At 67.3% G+C, this 16,307-nt stretch carries 15 protein-coding genes; 12 read left to right on the top strand and 3 right to left on the bottom strand.

The annotated features are described in order from the left end of the window. Nucleotide 1: 1 nt before the first annotated feature. Nucleotides 2-697 carry a 3'-5' exonuclease gene (locus WKC72_RS35010; RefSeq protein ID WP_370181081.1) on the bottom strand — a complete coding sequence of 232 codons (696 nt, stop codon included), beginning with the start codon at nt 695-697 and terminating at the stop codon, nt 2-4. A gap of 305 nt (nt 698-1,002) precedes the next feature. On the opposite strand from WKC72_RS35010, the gene WKC72_RS35005 reads away from it, so the two are divergent. Beyond that, the gene (locus WKC72_RS35005) at nt 1,003-2,133 is read left to right on the top strand and encodes a magnesium and cobalt transport protein CorA (protein ID WP_037232778.1); all 1,131 of its coding nucleotides are present in this window, start codon (nt 1,003-1,005) and stop codon (nt 2,131-2,133) included. 46 nt (nt 2,134-2,179) lie between these two features. On the opposite strand, the gene WKC72_RS35000 is transcribed toward WKC72_RS35005, so the two are convergent. Beyond that, complete coding sequence (locus WKC72_RS35000) at nt 2,180-2,872, bottom strand: hypothetical protein (RefSeq protein ID WP_081792391.1); 693 nt, start codon at nt 2,870-2,872, stop codon at nt 2,180-2,182. Between the two features lie 52 nt (nt 2,873-2,924). Here WKC72_RS35000 and WKC72_RS34995 point away from each other — a divergent pair, with 52 nt between their 5' ends. From WKC72_RS34995 to WKC72_RS34945, 11 genes are all read left to right on the top strand, one after another. Further along, nucleotides 2,925-3,968, top strand: a complete 1,044-nt coding sequence (locus tag WKC72_RS34995; protein ID WP_037232780.1) for an ATP-dependent DNA ligase — start codon at nt 2,925-2,927, stop codon at nt 3,966-3,968. After that, the gene (locus tag WKC72_RS34990) at nt 3,969-4,997 is read left to right on the top strand and encodes a DNA polymerase domain-containing protein (protein ID WP_370181080.1); all 1,029 of its coding nucleotides are present in this window, start codon (nt 3,969-3,971) and stop codon (nt 4,995-4,997) included. It abuts the gene before it with no gap. 53 nt (nt 4,998-5,050) lie between these two features. Then, the gene (locus WKC72_RS34985) at nt 5,051-5,566 is read left to right on the top strand and encodes a DUF6764 family protein (protein ID WP_370181079.1); all 516 of its coding nucleotides are present in this window, start codon (nt 5,051-5,053) and stop codon (nt 5,564-5,566) included. A 93-nt stretch (nt 5,567-5,659) separates the two neighbouring features. Next, nucleotides 5,660-6,865, top strand: coding sequence for a serine hydrolase domain-containing protein (locus WKC72_RS34980; protein ID WP_370181078.1), 1,206 nt, complete (start codon nt 5,660-5,662; stop codon nt 6,863-6,865). 17 nt (nt 6,866-6,882) lie between these two features. Then, nucleotides 6,883-7,104, top strand: a complete 222-nt coding sequence (locus tag WKC72_RS34975; protein WP_037232790.1) for a dodecin — start codon at nt 6,883-6,885, stop codon at nt 7,102-7,104. 93 nt (nt 7,105-7,197) lie between these two features. After that, nucleotides 7,198-8,877 (top strand): FAD-dependent oxidoreductase, encoded by a 1,680-nt coding sequence (locus WKC72_RS34970; protein ID WP_370181077.1) that lies wholly within the window; start codon nt 7,198-7,200, stop codon nt 8,875-8,877. Between the two features lie 169 nt (nt 8,878-9,046). After that, on the top strand, nt 9,047-9,967 hold the full coding sequence (locus tag WKC72_RS34965; RefSeq protein ID WP_105421182.1) for an Ig-like domain-containing protein: 921 nt from the start codon (nt 9,047-9,049) through the stop codon (nt 9,965-9,967). 58 nt (nt 9,968-10,025) lie between these two features. After that, entirely contained in the window at nt 10,026-10,997 is a 972-nt protein-coding gene (locus tag WKC72_RS34960) for a carbohydrate ABC transporter permease (protein WP_370184630.1), read from the top strand. Further along, complete coding sequence (locus WKC72_RS34955; RefSeq protein ID WP_112301070.1) at nt 10,994-11,893, top strand: carbohydrate ABC transporter permease; 900 nt, start codon at nt 10,994-10,996, stop codon at nt 11,891-11,893. Before WKC72_RS34960 ends, WKC72_RS34955 begins: the two co-directional genes overlap by 4 nt. 18 nt (nt 11,894-11,911) lie before the next feature. Then, nucleotides 11,912-13,231, top strand: a complete 1,320-nt coding sequence (locus WKC72_RS34950) for an ABC transporter substrate-binding protein (protein WP_112301069.1) — start codon at nt 11,912-11,914, stop codon at nt 13,229-13,231. Nucleotides 13,232-13,248: 17 nt separating this feature from the next. After that, nucleotides 13,249-14,313, top strand: a complete 1,065-nt coding sequence (locus WKC72_RS34945; RefSeq protein WP_037232812.1) for an ABC transporter ATP-binding protein — start codon at nt 13,249-13,251, stop codon at nt 14,311-14,313. A 3-nt stretch (nt 14,314-14,316) separates the two neighbouring features. Here the strand turns inward: WKC72_RS34945 and WKC72_RS34940 are convergent, their stop codons facing one another. Next, nucleotides 14,317-16,266, bottom strand: a complete 1,950-nt coding sequence (locus WKC72_RS34940; protein WP_128639788.1) for a M13 family metallopeptidase — start codon at nt 16,264-16,266, stop codon at nt 14,317-14,319. Nucleotides 16,267-16,307: the final 41 nt, after the last annotated feature.

The raw sequence follows: 16,307 nt of genomic DNA, 5'->3' as shown, positions 1-16,307 counted from the left end.
ATCAGGCGATGCGGAACTGCGCGAGACCGCGAATCGGCCACTCGCCGTTGACGTCCGATGCGTCGCGACCCTGCCGGACGAGGTAGTCGGCGAAGTCGCGTTGCCGTTCGGCGTGCCAGCCGGCCTGATGCGTCATGATGTCGAGGGCCCGCAGATTCGGGTACTCCTGCGCGAGGGTCCGGGCGAGGTGTGCGGCGGCGATCGCGTCGGCCTCGGCCTCGTGGGCGTCCTCCAGCGCGATGCCGTAGTGCTCGCACACCGCGCCGAGTGTGCGCCTGCCCTTCCGGTACCGGTCCATCTCGCGGTCGATGACGTAGGGGTCGACCACGATGCCGGTGACGAGTTCGGTCAGCCCGAGGCGCAGTCCCTCGGTGTGCATGACGGTCAGGTCGTAGGAGGCGTTGAACGCGACGACGGCATGGTCGCGGGTCCATGCATCGTGCAATGCCTCACGGATCTCGCCGTACCCGGTGGCGTAGTCCTGTCCGTGGGCCCGGGCGTACTCCGTGGAGATTCCGTGCACGTCCGAGGCCCCCTGTGGGATGGGGACCTCCGGGTCGAGCAGCCAGGTTCGCGACTCGAAGTGGTGAGCGTCGACGACGGCGATACACGCGGAGACGATGCGGGCATCGGTGGGGTCGGGTCCCGTCGTCTCCAGGTCGAACGCGCAGATCGGTCTGTCCGACCAGCTGGTCATGGGGCCCTCTCGGTGGTGATTCGGTGCCCGCCCAGTATCTGCTGCGGGACCCGCCGGATCCGGGACCGACACGGCGGGGATGCCAGGTTGTCGTGGCCGGTCGCCGGGGGTATCGTGTCCTCCGGTCTGCAGTTCGCCGAGGTCGTGAACTGCCCTTTCGAGAGAGCAAGGAGGTGTGGCATCCGAATGAGAAGCCAACCTCCGAGTACCAACTGAAACCGTTCCACCGGTAGGTGCGCGGTTTCACGGTCCGTGTTCCTCAGCGCCGTTCCGCGCTGCCCACTTTCCCTCGAAAGCCCCGTGTCATGCCTCAGCTGCGTCCGATCCGTTCCCTCCTCCCCAGCCGTTCCGCCGGTCTGTCCGACGCCGACGCCGGTCACGCGGTGACCCGCCGGCCCGTCGAACCGACGCCTGCAGAGGAAACGGTGGTCAACAGCGCCGTCTACCGCGACGGCCGGAAGACGGCCACCCCGGCCACCCTGTCGGAGGCCCTCGCGAGCCTGCCGGACGCGTCGTCGATGGCGTGGATCGGGATGTACCGGCCGAACGACGCCCAGTTGTATGCGGCAGCAAAGCAATTCGACCTCCACGAGCTGGCCGTCGAGGACGCGATCGTCGCCCACCAGCGGCCCAAGCTGGAGCGCTACGGCAAGACGCTGTTCGTGGTCCTGCGCGCCGCGCGGTACTGCGACGAGACCGAGCGCGTCGAATTCGGTGAGCTGCACGTCTTCTGCGGTCCGACGTTCGTGCTCACGGTCCGGCACAGCGAATCCCCCGACCTGTCGGCGGTCCGCCGTCGGATGGAGAGCAACCCGGACCTGCTCCGGCTCGGACCCGAGGCCGTCCTCTACGCCATCCTCGACGCGGTGGTCGACGGGTACGCACCGGTGGTGGCCGGACTGCAGAACGACATCGACGAGATCGAGACCGAGGTGTTCAGCGGAGCACCGGGCGTGTCACGGCGCATCTACGAACTCACCCGCGAGGTCATCGAATTCCAGAGGGCCACAAGGCCGCTGCTCGGGATGCTGCGCGGGTTGTCGGCGGGATTCGAGAAGTACAACACCGACGAGGAACTGCAGCGTTATCTGCGTGACGTCACCGACCACGCGACGGTCGTCGTGGAGCGGGCCGACAACTTTCGTCAGCTGCTCGGGAACATCCTCACCGTCAACGCCACCCTGGTGTCGCAGGAACAGAACGAGGAGATGCGCAACCTGACCCAGGCCAGCTATGCGCAGAACGAGGAGATCAAGAAGGTGTCGGCGTGGGCGGCGATCCTCTTCGCGCCCACCCTGATCGGGACCGTGTACGGCATGAACTTCGACCACATGCCCGAACTGCACTGGGTCGGTGGGTATCCGTTCGCCCTGTCGCTGATGATGCTCACCTGTGCCGGCCTGTACACGATCTTCAAACGCCGCGGCTGGTTGTGAGCGAGGCCGGCTGCGGGCGGTGCCCGCAGCCGGCCGGCGCCTGCCGTCAGAGTTCGTCGACGCAGACGACGAACTTGCGTTCGGAGTATTCGTAGCCGTTGGACGACGTACTGCACGAGTCCACGGACGTGGCGCCCTGCACGATCTCCGTCACCTTCACACCGTCGACGGCCGTGGTGTCGCCGCAGTCGATGCGCGCGGGATCCTCGCCACCGACGTCCATGCACCCGCCGACGACCCAGTCCACGTCGAGGCAGATCGCGCCCTGCTCGACGCCGCCGAGGGTTTCGTAGTAGTACGAGTCGGCGTCACTGATGCACTGGCTGTTCTTCGCGGCCTTGGCGATCACCTTGTAGTTCGAATCGGCGCTGCCGCACACCGCCTTGTCGATCTCGGCGTCCGTGACGGTGCCGCCGAGCTTCACGCACTCACCGATCGCGACCTCGAAGTCGACGTCGCCGCCGGCGTCCTCGCCTTCCTGTCCATCGATCACGGTGGTCGATTCGCTGGAGGTGGTGGCCGCGGAGGCACCCGACTCCGGCACCGCGGTGGGCGTCGTGTCCGAACCGCACCCGGCCACCAGAACTGCCGTCGCCGACAACGCGACGACTGCGGTACACACCCGCCGAACTAACCCTGTCATGTCTGACCCCTCCGTCAGGTGACCGTCCGCCACCCGTTCCTCCGAGATGACCGCTGCCACCTCGATCGTGTCCACCGCGATTGCCGTGTCGCGCATTATTTGATTACATCGCTGTCCGATTTGCCAATCGTGGTGACAGTATGGACGGGTGGATCTCCCCGTGATGCCTCCGTTACAGCCGATGCTCGCGAAGGCTGCGTCGTCCGTTCCGGCGCAACCGGAGTCCGGGCTCGCCTGGTCCTACGAACCGAAATGGGACGGTTTCCGCACCCTCGTCTTCCGCGACGGCGACGAGGTGGTGCTCGGGTCCCGCGGCGGAAAGGATCTGGCCAGGTACTTTCCCGAACTCGTCCGGGCGGTGAAGGACGAACTGCCGGAGCGGTGCGTGGTGGACGGCGAACTGGTCGTCCCACGCAGCATCGACGGCCGCACCCGGCTCGACTGGGAGTCGTTGTCCGAGCGCATTCATCCGGCCGAGAGCCGGGTGACGATGTTGTCGGAGAAGACCCCGGCCCAGTTCGTCGCGTTCGATCTGCTCGCCCTGGGCGACCGCGACCTCAGCCGGGAGGACTTCTCCGTGCGCCGTGCGCAGCTCGTCGACACCATCGGCGGCGGACCCAGCTGCCACGTCACCGCGGCCACCGAATCCAGTGCGACGGCCACCGAGTGGTTCGAGGCGTTCGAGGGGGCCGGCCTCGACGGGGTGGTGGCGAAGAAGCTGGTCGGCCCGTACCTGCCGAACAAGCGGGAAATGGTGAAGGTGAAGCACGCCCGTACCGCCGACTGCGTCGTCATCGGATACCGGCCGCACAAGAGTCAGCCGGGGATCGGGTCGATGCTGCTCGGACTGTACGACGGCGACCAGATGGCAATGGTCGGCGGTGCATCGGCGTTCACGGCGGCGCGACGGATCGAACTGCTCGCCGAACTCGACGAGCTGCGCGTCGGCGACGACGTCGTCGCGGACGGGGCGCCGACGCGGTGGCAGTCGGGCAACGACCGAACCTGGGTGCCGTTGCGCCCCGAACGCGTCGTCGAGGTGGCGTACGACCAGATGGAGGGTGCCCGGTTCCGGCACGCCGCGCGGTTCCTGCGCTGGCGCCCGGACCGGACGCCCGACGAGTGCACGTTCCAACAATTGGAGGTCCCGGTGCGATACGACCTTGCCGACGTCCTGGCCGGAGGTTCCTAGATGGCGAGTCCTGCCGAAGAACTCGACGTCGACGGCGTCGCCGTGCGGCTGTCGAATCCCGACAAGATCTACTACCCGAAACTCGGCGCCGAGGGTGGCACGAAACGGCACCTGGTGGAGTACTACCGGACCGTGGCACTCAACGGTGCGCTGCTGACCGCCCTGTTCGATCGGCCGACGCATCTGCAACGGTTCCCGGACGGGATCGAAGGCGAGGAGATCTACCAGAAGCGGGTTCCCGCGAAGCGCCCCGACCACGTCGACTCGTGCGAGGTCACGTTCCCGTCCGGCCGCAAGGCCGACGTGCTCCGCGTGCGTAGCGCCGCGAACATCGTGTGGGCGGCGAACCTCGGCAACATCACGTTCCATCCGTGGGCGGTCCGGTGCCCCGACGTCGATCACCCCGACGAACTGCGCATCGACCTGGACCCGCAGCCGGGGACCGGATTCGACGACGCCCGGGCGGTCGCGCTGGACGTGCTCCGGCCGCTGCTGGACGAACTCGGCCTCGTCGGCTACCCCAAGACCTCGGGCGGCCGCGGGCTGCACGTGTATCTCCGCATCGAACCGCGCTGGGACTTCATCGAAGTGCGGCGCGCCGGCATCGCCCTCGCGCGGGAGATCGAACGGCGCAGCGGCGACCGGGCCACCACGTCCTGGTGGAAGGAGGAACGCGGCGAACGCATCTTCCTCGACTTCAACCAGAACGCCAGGGACAAGACGATCGCGTCCGCCTACTCGGCCCGCAAGACGCCGATCGCCACCGTGTCGACGCCGGTCACCTGGGAGGAACTCGTCGACGTCGACCCCGACGAATTCACCATCGCGACCGTGCCCGCGTTGCTCGAGAAACGCGGCGATCCCATGGCGACCATGGGTGACGTGGCGCAATCGCTGGACGTGCTGCTGGAGATGGCGGAACGGGACGCCGCGAACGGTCTCGGCGATCTCCCGTACCCACCCAATTACCCGAAAATGCCGGGGGAACCCAAGCGGGTACAACCGAGTCGGGACCGAGACCGCAAATAGCCGGCGCTCACGTAGGCTCGGGACGGTCGGGTCGGGAACAATGTGAGGTCGCCATGGAACGTACGACAGTCGGTACTGCCGGACTGGTCCTCGGTGTCGTCGCGACGGCACTCGGGACTCTGCTGATCGCGCCGGCCACCGCGTCGGCCGTCTCCCTCTCCTGTGTGTCACCACCGGGCCGGGGTGACACCACGGTCGTCGACCGCACCGCGTGCGGGGCCAACGCCGACACGAGCAGTAATTCGGCGGCGTTCGGCACGGACGGTGTCGGTTTCGCCGATGCAGCGCACGCGGGTGCGGCGCTCGGCGCCGGACTGGGCGGCGGTGTCGGTGCGGCCGAGGCGCGTCGTGGCGCCGTCGCCGCGGTGGCGGTCGGGCCGAAGAGCGTCGCGATCGGAACGGTCGACACCGCCGGTCCCGCGCTGGTGCTGAGCGGTCCGGGAGGGCAGGCGCTCGTCGCGGATCCGGCGAAGGGCGTGGTGTGCGCCGGTGGACCGTCGCTCGCGATCAATTTCCTTGCAGGTCAAGCGTGTCTGAGCGACGGCATAACAGTGTGGCGGCTTCCCTGAACGACACCCCGGTCCGCGTCGTATGGTGACGGTAGTCACAATGGGCTGACGCAACTGCCGTAGGACATACGGCAGCGAGATCGGAGGTGGTCGATGACGACCAGCGTTCGAGTTCCCCGGCCCGCGTCCGCACCACGGACGGAGCTGCACGTCGACCCGCGGTTCCTGCCGCTCGCCGACCGGTTCTTCGCGATGTACCGGCAACCTCAGCACGGCGGCGGGGCGCTCACCGCGTACTTCCGGGGTGAGAAAGTCCTCGACATCTGGGCGGGCTGGGCAGACCGCGACCGCCGGTGGGACCGCGACACCGTCGCCCTGTCGTTCTCGACGGGAAAGGGCGTGGCCAGCACGGTCGTCCACCGGCTCGCCGAGCGTCGGCTGATCGACTACGACGCGCCCGTCGCGCGCTACTGGCCCGAGTTCGGCGCCGCAGGCAAGGACGGCATCACCGTCCGCGAACTGCTCACCCACCGGGCCGGTCTGCACAAGGTCCGGGGTCTGATGCGGAGCCCGCTCGATCTCCTCGACTACGACGCCGTCGTCCGGGCCCTGGCTGCCACCCCGGCGGATGGGCGCAGGCTGCGCGGTCCCGGGTATCACGCCGTCACCTACGGGTGGCTGGTGGCCGAACTGATCGCACGCGTCACCGGAAAGCCGTTCGTCCAGGTCGTGCAGGACGAAATCGCAGGCCCGCTCGGCGTCGACGACTTCTGGTATCAGGTTCCCGGACAGCACCGTCCGCGGATCGCGAAGCTGTTTCCGCACATCAACCCGGCCGGACTCAACTGGGAGCTCACGTCGAACGTGCTCTCGCTCGTCGGTCCCACCCGCGGCCTCGCCGAGGCGGCGATGCCCCAGGGGTTCGACGTGCTGGTCCGGAATCCCGTGGTGCACGACGCGGTGATGCCCGGCTGGAACGGCGTGTTCAGCGCGCGGGCGCTCGCGCGCATGTACGGCGCCATCGCCAACGGGGGCAGGCTGGACGGACACCGGTTCCTGCGCAAGTCCACCATCGCGCAGATGTCGCAGGTGCAGACACACGACCGCGACTACGTCCTCGGTATCCGGCCGCAGTGGTCCCTCGGCTACCACCGGCCGATCCTCGCGTCCCGGGAACAGCCACGGAACGCGATCGGGCACTACGGCGTCGGCGGGTCCGGTGCCTACGCAGACCTCGACAGCGGACTGTCCCTGGGCTTCGTCACCAACCGCCTCGGCAGTTCCCTCACGGCTCTCGGTGATCTTCGTCTGGCCCGGCTCGGTGTCGAGGCGCAGGCGATCGTCCGGAACGGCAAGTAACCACGAAAGGAATCCTGATGAGTGATCACGTGTACCGAGTTGTCGAGGTCGTCGGTTCGTCGAGCGACAGCACCGACGCGGCCATCAAGAACGCCATCGCGCGGACCAACGAGACCGTGCGCAACGTCGAGTGGTTCGAGGTCGTCGAGACCCGGGGTCACGTCGAGAACGGTGCCGTCGCGCACTACCAGGTCACAGTGAAGGTCGGATTCCGTGTGGAGCCGGGCGACGCGGTCTGACATCGCGCACGGTTCTCGCGCAAAATTGGAACACGTTATAGTCTGGTGTCACATCTCGACGTCGGACTGCGCGTACTCAGGTAGGGGAGAACCGTGGCTTATGTGATCACGCAGCCGTGCTGCAACGACGCATCGTGCGTCGATGTCTGTCCGGTCAATTGCATCCATCCCACACCGGACGAGAAGCCGTTCGCCACCACGGAAATGCTGTACATCGACCCGGACACCTGCATCGACTGCGGGGCCTGCGTCGAGGAGTGCCCGGTGGAGGCCATCTACGCGGAGAACGACCTCGACGAGGTCGACGAGCCGTACCTGGACATCAACGCGCAGTACTACACCAAACACCCCATCGGCCCGGACTGGCCCGAGCCGCTGAAGCTGCCACAGATCGACGCAGCCCTCGGCACGCTCCACGTCGCGGTCGTGGGGTCGGGTCCGGCCGCCTGCTACGCCGCGATGGAACTGACCGCGAAGCCGCGCATCGAGGTCGACATCTTCGACCGCCTGCCCACCCCGTACGGGCTGGTGCGCGCCGGGGTCGCGCCGGACCATCCGGGCACCAAGGGCGTCACGGACCAGTTCCGCTCCGTCGTCGGCAAGCGCACGGTGCACTGTCACTTCAACGTCGAAGTGGGCCGGGACGTGAGCCACGAGGAACTGCTCGCACACCATCACGCCGTCATCTACGCGGTCGGCGCGGCGGGCGACCGCGCGCTGGGCATTCCCGGCGAGGATCTGGTCGGCAGCCACGCAGCCACCGAGTTCGTGGCCTGGTACAACGGTCACCCCGATTACGCCGACCGCACGTTCGACCTGTCGGGGGAGCGGGCCGTCATCGTCGGCAACGGCAACGTGGCACTCGACGTGGCCCGTATCCTCGTCACCGATCCGGAGATCCTGGCCAAGACGGACCTCGCGGACCACGCCCTCGAGGCCCTGCGGGCGAGCAACATCCGTGAGGTCGTCATTCTCGGCCGACGGGGCCCCGCCCAGGCCGCCTACACCAATCCCGAACTCCTGGCGCTCGGGCGCATGCCGAACGTGGACATCGTCGTCGACCCGGAGGAAGTGGTGCTCGACCCGGCGAGCCGCGCGTTCGTCGACGGTGACGAGGCAGAGCCGTCGCACCGCCACAAGGTGCGGCAGGTCGAGGAGTTCGCCCGGCGCACCGCCGATCCGGCGAAGAAGCGGATCGTGCTGCGTTTCCTGACGTCACCCGTGGAGATTCTCGGCACCGACGCCGTCGAATCGGTGCGCGTCGCGAAGAACGAGTTGGTCGCGGACGCGTCCGGCAGGCTCAGCGCCAAACCGTCCGACGTCACCTCGACCCTGGACACCGGCCTGGTGCTGCGCTCGATCGGCTACCGCGGTCAGCCCGTGGCCGGTATCCCCTTCGACGACCGTCGCGGCGTCGTCCCCAACGAGAACGGCCGGGTGATCGATCCGGAGACCGGCGCGCCGGTGCCCGGCGTGTACGTGGCGGGCTGGATCAAGCGCGGACCGACGGGCGTGATCGGCACCAACAAGTACTGCTCCGCGGAGACGGTCACGATGCTGATCGACGACTTCTCCGCCGGGCGGCTCGACGCGCCCGCCCAACGTGAGGCCCTCGACCGGCTGATCGCCGAGCGTGCGCCCGACGCCGTCGACTACCAGGGCTGGCAGCGGATCGACAAGACCGAGCGTGCCGGGGGCAGGGCGGCCGGTCGGACGCGCACCAAGCTGATCACCATCGAAAGCATGCTCGCCGCCGCTCGCGCCGAGACCTGATCGTGAGCGCTTCTTGACCACTCGGTGACACCACCACCCCGCAGGCCGCGGAGCGGCAACGATTGCGGGCAAATTGCTCGCGGCCGGATGATGTGTGTTAATGGCAGTGCGCGATTGGTAGGTCCGTCGGGGACGCGCGTTGCACACGTCGTCGAACGAGAGTGGTCATATGGGCAAGTCAGGAATCGGTTTTTCCAGGAACAAGCACTGGTCTTCGCGCGTTGCTGTCGCACTGACCGGGGCCGTCGTCTCCGGAACTGCGCTGGTCGGGGCCGCACAGGCCGCACCGCTCTTTCCCGGTGGACCGGAGATTCCGAGTCTGCCCACCCTGCCCGGACTGCCCGGCGCGCCGCAGCTGCCGCTTCCCGAACCGGCACCCGCGCCCGCGAACTTCTCGGCTCCGTCCCTCAACCCGGGTGCGGGCGAGGTCGTCGGTGTCGCGCAACCGGTGATCATCCGCTTCAACGAGGCGATCGGCGACCGCGCCGCCGCCGAGCGTGCCATCAAGGTCACCACCAGCCAGCCCGTCGAGGGTGGTTTCTACTGGATCAACGACAGTCAGGTCCGCTGGAAGCCCACCGAGTTCTGGCCCGCGAACACCGAGGTCACCGTGGACGCCGGCGACTCGCACTCCACGTTCACCATCGGTGACGCACTGGTGGCGACCGCGGACGACAACACCAAGCAGATCACCGTCACCCGGAACGGCGAAGTGGTCAAGACCATGCCGACGTCGATGGGTAAGACCGATCACGAGACGCCGAACGGCACGTACATCATCGGCGACAAGTTCCGTGACATGTACATGGATTCGTCCACGTACGGGGTCCCGGTCGACTCGGCCGAGGGGTACCGCACGTACGTCGAGTACGCCACCCGCATGTCGTACAGCGGCATCTTCGTCCACGCCGCACCGTGGTCGGTGGACGCCCAGGGCAACACCAACGTGAGCCACGGCTGCCTCAACGTGAGCACCGAAGACGCCAAGTGGTTCTACGAGAACTCGAAGAAGGGCGACGCCGTGGTCGTGCAGAACACCGCGGGCGGCGTGCTGAGCGGCTCCGACGGTCTCGGCGACTGGAACCGCTGACCCCGATCCGACCACGTTCTTCCCGTAGCCCGCACAGTTCAATGTGCGGGCTACGGCAATTTACCGGCTATTCGTAAACGGTCGTCAGACTGCCGCAGTGAGATCGAGTCCGGAACGAACCCTGCCGTCGCCGGGAAAGCAGGGATTGCTCGGGCGTCCGTGGCGGGACTACGCGCTGTTCGCAGCGCTGGTGGGTCCCAATCTGGTTCTGCTCGTTCTGTTCACCTACCGGCCCCTGGTCGACAACATCCGGCTGTCGTTCTTCGACTGGAACATCGCCGACCCTGTCGCCACATTCGTCGGCTGGGGCAACTACCGCGAGTGGTGGAGCCGGCCCGACACCTGGCAGATCGTCGGGAACACCGTCGTGTTCACCGTCGCGACCGTGGCGGGATCGATGGTCGCCGGTCTCGCGCTCGCCATGCTGCTGGACCGTAACCTGCACGGCCGCAACCTCGTCCGCTCGGCTATCTTCGCGCCGTTCGTCATCTCCGGCGCCGCGATCGGCGTGGCGTTCCAGTTCGTGTTCGATCCCCGGTTCGGGTTGATTGAGGATCTGCTGCACCGTGCCGGGGTCGGCTCCGTCCCCGACTTCTATCAGGATCCGCACTGGGCGCTGTTCATGGTGACGGTCACCTACATGTGGAAGAACCTCGGCTACACGTTCGTGATCTACCTTGCGGCACTGCAGGGTACGCGACGTGAGCTGACGGAGGCCGCGGAGATCGACGGGGCGGGCCGGTGGACGACGTTCCGCCGGGTCATCCTCCCGCAGCTGCGTCCGACCACCTACTTCCTCTCGATCACGGTGATGCTGGGCTCCCTTCAGGTGTTCGACATCATCAACGTGATGACCCGGGGCGGTCCACTCGGTACCGGAACCACCACCATGGTGTACCAGGTCTACAACGAGTCGTTCCGCAACTTCCGGGCCGGTTACGGCGCCACCGTGGCCACGATCATGTTCCTGGTCCTGCTCGGGATCACCGTCTACCAGGTGCGGATCATGGATCGCGGTGACGGCCGGTGACCGCGGACACGGTGCGCGATCAGCGCACCGCGGATGTGCCGGTGACGGAAGACCCGGCCCGTGACCACCGCCGGCGGGAAGCGCTCGCGACGGCGCTGGGATACGCCGCGATGGTGGCGGTGCTGGTCATGGTGGCCCTGCCGCTGTACTGGATCGTGATGACGTCCTTCAAGGATCGCCCGGACGTCTACACCATGCCGGTCACCTGGTGGCCCGGAACGTTCCATCCCGAGAACTACTCGGAGGCCACCACGTCGGTGCCGTTCTGGACGTTCCTGCGCAACTCGGTGATCATCACCGGGGTGCTGGCGGTCGTGAAGTTCGGGCTCGGCGTGTTCAGCGCCTACGGGCTGGTGTTCCTGAGGTTCCCGGGCAAGAACCTCGTCTTCCTCGGCATCATCGCCGCATTGATGGTGCCCAACCAGATCACGGTCATCTCCAACTACGCACTCGTCGCCGAATGGGGCTGGCGGAACAGCTTTCACGGCATCATCGTGCCGCTGGCCGGGGTCGCGTTCGGAACGTTCCTGATGCGCAACCACTTCCTGTCGATACCCACCGAGATCATCGAGGCCGCACGGATGGACGGCGCAGGCCACTTCCGGCTGCTGTGGCAGGTGGTCCTGCCGGTGTCGGGCCCCACCATGGTGGCGTTCGCGATCATCACCGTCGTCACCGAATGGAACGAATACCTGTGGCCGTTCCTGATGGCCGACGACGCCTCCGTCGCGCCGCTGCCGATCGGGCTGACCCAACTCCAGAACAACGACGGGCTCACCAACTGGGGTCCGGTCATGGCGGGAACGGTACTCACGATGCTGCCGATTCTCGTGGTTTTCCTTGTGCTGCAACGGCACATGATCAAGGGCCTCACATCGGGTGCGGTCAAGGGATAGCGGAGAACGAGGAGAGACATGAATCGGATGAACCGTCGGGGATTCCTCGGGCTGGCGGGCGCGGTGGCCGCCGGTGCCGCGCTGACGGCGTGCGCCGGGTCGGGGTCGGGCACGTCGGCGCCGTCCGGTGCGGCGGGCGACGCGAACACCATCACGTTCTGGTCCAACCACCCCGGCAAGTCGCAGGACGTCGAACGTGAACTGATCAACCGGTTCCAGGCGAAATACCCCGACCTCACCGTGAACCTCGTCGACGGCGGAAAGAACTACGAGGAGGTGTCGCAGAAGTTCAACGCGGCCCTGTCGGGTGGCGAACTGCCCGACGTCGTGGTCCTGTCGGACGTCTGGTGGTTCAACTACGCCCTGACCGGCGCCATCGAACCGCTCGACGGACTGTTCGGGGAGGTCGGTGTCGACTCCGCCGACTACGTCGACTCGCTGCTCGCCGACTACCTGTTCGAGGGCAAGCACTTTGCCCTCCCGTACGCACGGTCGACGCCGCTGTTCTACTACAACAAGCAGGTGTGGGCGCAGGCCGGTCTGCCCGATCGCGGGCCCGCCACCTGGCAGGAGTTCGACGAGTGGGGTCCCGAACTGCAGCGGGTGATGGGCGGCGGCAAGCTGGCCCACGGCTGGGGTGACGCCAAGAACTACCTCGGCTGGACGTTCGAGGGACCGGTCTGGACGTTCGGCGGGGCGTACTCGGACCAGTGGGACCTGAAGTTCGGCGACGAGAAGACGCTCGCCGCGGGGACGTTCCTGAAGGACATGATCCACACGAAGAAGTACGCGGCCGTGTCGAGCGACATCGCCAACGAGTTCGGCGCCGGCATCCTCGCCTCGACCATCGCGTCGACCGGTGACCTGTCGGGGATCACCGAGTCGGCCGCGTTCGACTTCGGCACCGCGTTCCTCCCCGCGTCGGGCGCGCCCGGCTGCCCGACCGGCGGCGCGGGCCTCGCGATTCCGGCGCGGATCTCCGACGAGCGCAAGAAGAACGCGCTGACGTTCATCGACTTCGTGACCAACGGCGCGAACACCGCGTACTTCTCCCAGAACGTCGGGTACATGCCCGTCCGCAAATCCGCTGTCGAGGACCCGGGCATGAAGGCGTACCTCGACGCGAACCCCAACGCGCGCACCGCCGTCGACCAACTCGCGAAGACCCGGTCGCAGGACTACGCCCGTGTGTTCGTCCCCGGCGGCGACCAGATCATCGGTACCGGACTCGAACAGATCGCGCTGCAGAACGCGGACGTGGCGACGACGTTCGCGGGCGTCGGGACGCAACTCCAGCAGATCATCGACCGCCAGATCACACCCAAGTTGCCTCAGTAGGAGGAGAAGGAACATTCATGGCCCACGTGCAGTTCGCAGGTGTCACCCACCGCTATTCCGGAGCGGATCGACCCGCCGTCGATCGACTGGACCTCGACATCGCGGACGGCGAGTTCCTCGTCCTCGTGGGTCCGTCCGGGTGCGGTAAGTCGACCAGCCTGCGGATGCTGGCCGGCCTCGAGGCCGTCGAGGCGGGCCGCATCGAGATCGGCGGCACCGACGTCACCGCGCTGCCGCCCCGGGCGCGGGACGTGGCCATGGTGTTCCAGAGTTACGCGCTCTACCCGAACATGACCGTCGCCGACAACATGGGTTTCGCGCTCCGCAACGCCGGCGTCGGGAAGGTGGACCGCACCGCGCGGGTGCTGGAAGCGGCGCGGATGCTCGAACTGGAACCGCTGCTGGATCGCAAACCGGCGAAACTGTCCGGCGGGCAACGTCAACGGGTCGCGATGGGCCGGGCCATCGTGCGGCACCCCAAGGTGTTCTGCATGGACGAACCGCTGAGCAACCTCGACGCGAAGCTGCGGGTGAGCACCCGCTCGCAGATCGCGGGCCTGCAGCGCCGGCTCGGCACGACCACCGTGTACGTCACCCACGACCAGGTGGAGGCCATGACGATGGGCGACCGGGTGGCGGTCATGCAGGGCGGCCGCCTCCAGCAGGTCGCCCGGCCCCGCGATCTGTACGACAACCCGGTCAACACGTTCGTCGCCGGGTTCATAGGTTCGCCCGGAATGAACCTCATGGACACCCCGATCCGCGACGGCGTCGCCGAACTGGGCGACTTGCGTATTCCCGTGCCGCGCTCGGCGATCGGAGACGGTTCCGTGATCGTCGGAGTGCGCCCGGAGTCGTGGACGCTGGTGGGGTCGTGGCGCAAGGACTCGTACACGGTCGATGCCGACCTGCTCGAGGAACTCGGGGCGGAGTCCTTCGTGTACGCCTCCGGGACATCCGGGAAGGTGGTGGTGCGGGTGGACCGCACCCGCACCGTCGCCGCGGGGGAGAGGGTGCACCTGCAGCCGAAGCCCGGCGAGGTGTACTTCTTCTCCGCGGCGACGGGGAACCGTCTGCGGTAGTCGCTACCAGATCTTGACGCGCTCCTCCGGATCGAGGTACAGCGCGTCACCGGGCTGGACGTCGAACGCGTCGTGGAACGTGTCGAGGTTGCGGACCACACCGTTGCAGCGGAACTCCGGCGGCGAATGCGGATCGACGGCGAGCCGGCGGAGCGCCTCGGCGTCCCGGGCCTTGGTGCGCCACACCTGCGCCCAGCCGAAGAACACCCGCTGGAGACCGGTGAGACCGTCGAGAACCTCGGGGTCGGACCCTTCCGTCGCGATCCGGTACGCCGCGATGGCGATGGACAGGCCACCGAGGTCGCCGATGTTCTCACCGATGGTGAACTCACCGTTCACTGCGTGGCCGGGCAGCGCCTTCGGCTCGAACTCGTTGTACTGCTCGATCAGCGCCTTCGTGCGCTTGCCGAACTCGGTCCGGTCGTCGTCGGTCCACCAGTCGACCATGTTGCCGTCGCCGTCGTACTTGGCGCCCTGATCGTCGAAGCCGTGGCCGATCTCGTGACCGATGACGGCACCGATTCCGCCGTAGTTGGCGGCGTCGTCGGCTGCGGCGTCGAAGAACGGCGGCTGCAGAATGGCTGCGGGAAAGACGATTTCGTTCATACCCGGGTTGTAGTAGGCGTTGACCGTCTGGGGTGTCATGAACCACTCGTCGCGGTCGACGGGGCCACCGAGCTTCGCGAGGTCGCGGTCGTACTCCGCGGCGTAGCCGCTGCGGTAGTTGCCGACCAGGTCGTCGCGGGAGATGGTGACGGCCGAGTAGTCGCGCCACTTGTCGGGGTAGCCGATCTTGGGCGTGAACTTCTCCAGCTTGCGCAACGCGGCCTGCCGCGTCTCCGGGCTCATCCAGTCCAGGTCGGAGATGTTGCGCCGGTACGCCTCCTGCAGGTTGGCGACGAGTTCCTGCATGCGGGCCTTCGCGTCCGCCGGGAAGTGGCGTTCGACGTAGAGCTTGCCGACCGCCTCGCCCAGCAGATCCTGAACCAGGGACACGCCGCGCTTCCAGCGCTCACGGATCTCCTCGGCGCCGGTCAGCGTCTTCCCGTAGAACGCGAAATTCTCGTCGACCAGGGCCTGCGTGAGGTACGGGGCGCGGGAGCGGATGACGTTCCACGTCGCCCACGCCTTCCAGTCGTCGAGATCCTCGGACGTCCACAGCTCGGTCAGGGTAGTGAGGAAGTCGGGCTGGCGGACCACGATCTCGGCGAACTGCTCGGACGTGCCGCCGAGTGCGCCGATCCACGACGACCAGTCCAACCCGGCCGGGAGCTGGTCGAGGGTGAGCAGGTTGTAGCTCAGCTCGGCGTCGCGACGCTTCACGACATCCCAATGACCTGCCGCGATCTTGGTTTCCAGGTCGAACACGCGCTGCGCGTCGTAATCGACGCCGGCGAGGGCGAACATCTTCGCGATGTGCTTCACGTACGCGGTGCGGATCTCCGCGTAGTCGTCCTGACGGTAGTACGACTCGTCGGGCAGGCCGATGCCCGACTGACTGAAGTGGACGAGGTAACGCTCGGAGTTCTTGGCGTCCGTGTCGACGTAGTGACCGACCGCCCCGCCGACCCCCGTGCGCTGCTGGCGGCCGATGACGGCGGCGAGCGCGGAGAGGTCGGCGGCCGAGGCCACGTCGGCGAGCTCACCGGCGATCGGTGCGAGCCCCGCGGCCTCGACCACGTCCGCGTCCATGAAGCTGCCGTACAGGTCGCCGATGCGCTGGGCGTCGGTCCCCGGCGCCGCGCCGGAGTCCGCCGCCTCCTCGATGATGGTCTGGACGTCGACCTCGGCCTTGTCGTACAGCGTTCGGAACGCGCCGTCGATCGCCCGGTCCGCGGGAATCTCGTAGTCGTCGATCCACTTGCCGTTCACGTGGACGAAGAGGTCGTCCTGGGCGCGGGTGTCGTTGTCGAGGTGAGTGAGGTCGATGCCGGAGCGCTGAGCCGTGGTCATGCGTTCCATCCTTACACCGTTCCGCGCCGGGAGGTCCACCA

This window comes from Rhodococcus wratislaviensis (assembly GCF_041228765.1).
In the GTDB taxonomy this organism is placed as follows: domain Bacteria; phylum Actinomycetota; class Actinomycetes; order Mycobacteriales; family Mycobacteriaceae; genus Rhodococcus_F; species Rhodococcus_F wratislaviensis.
Note: the sequence above shows the minus strand (reverse complement) of the source record. Positions and strands in the feature narration are given on the sequence as shown.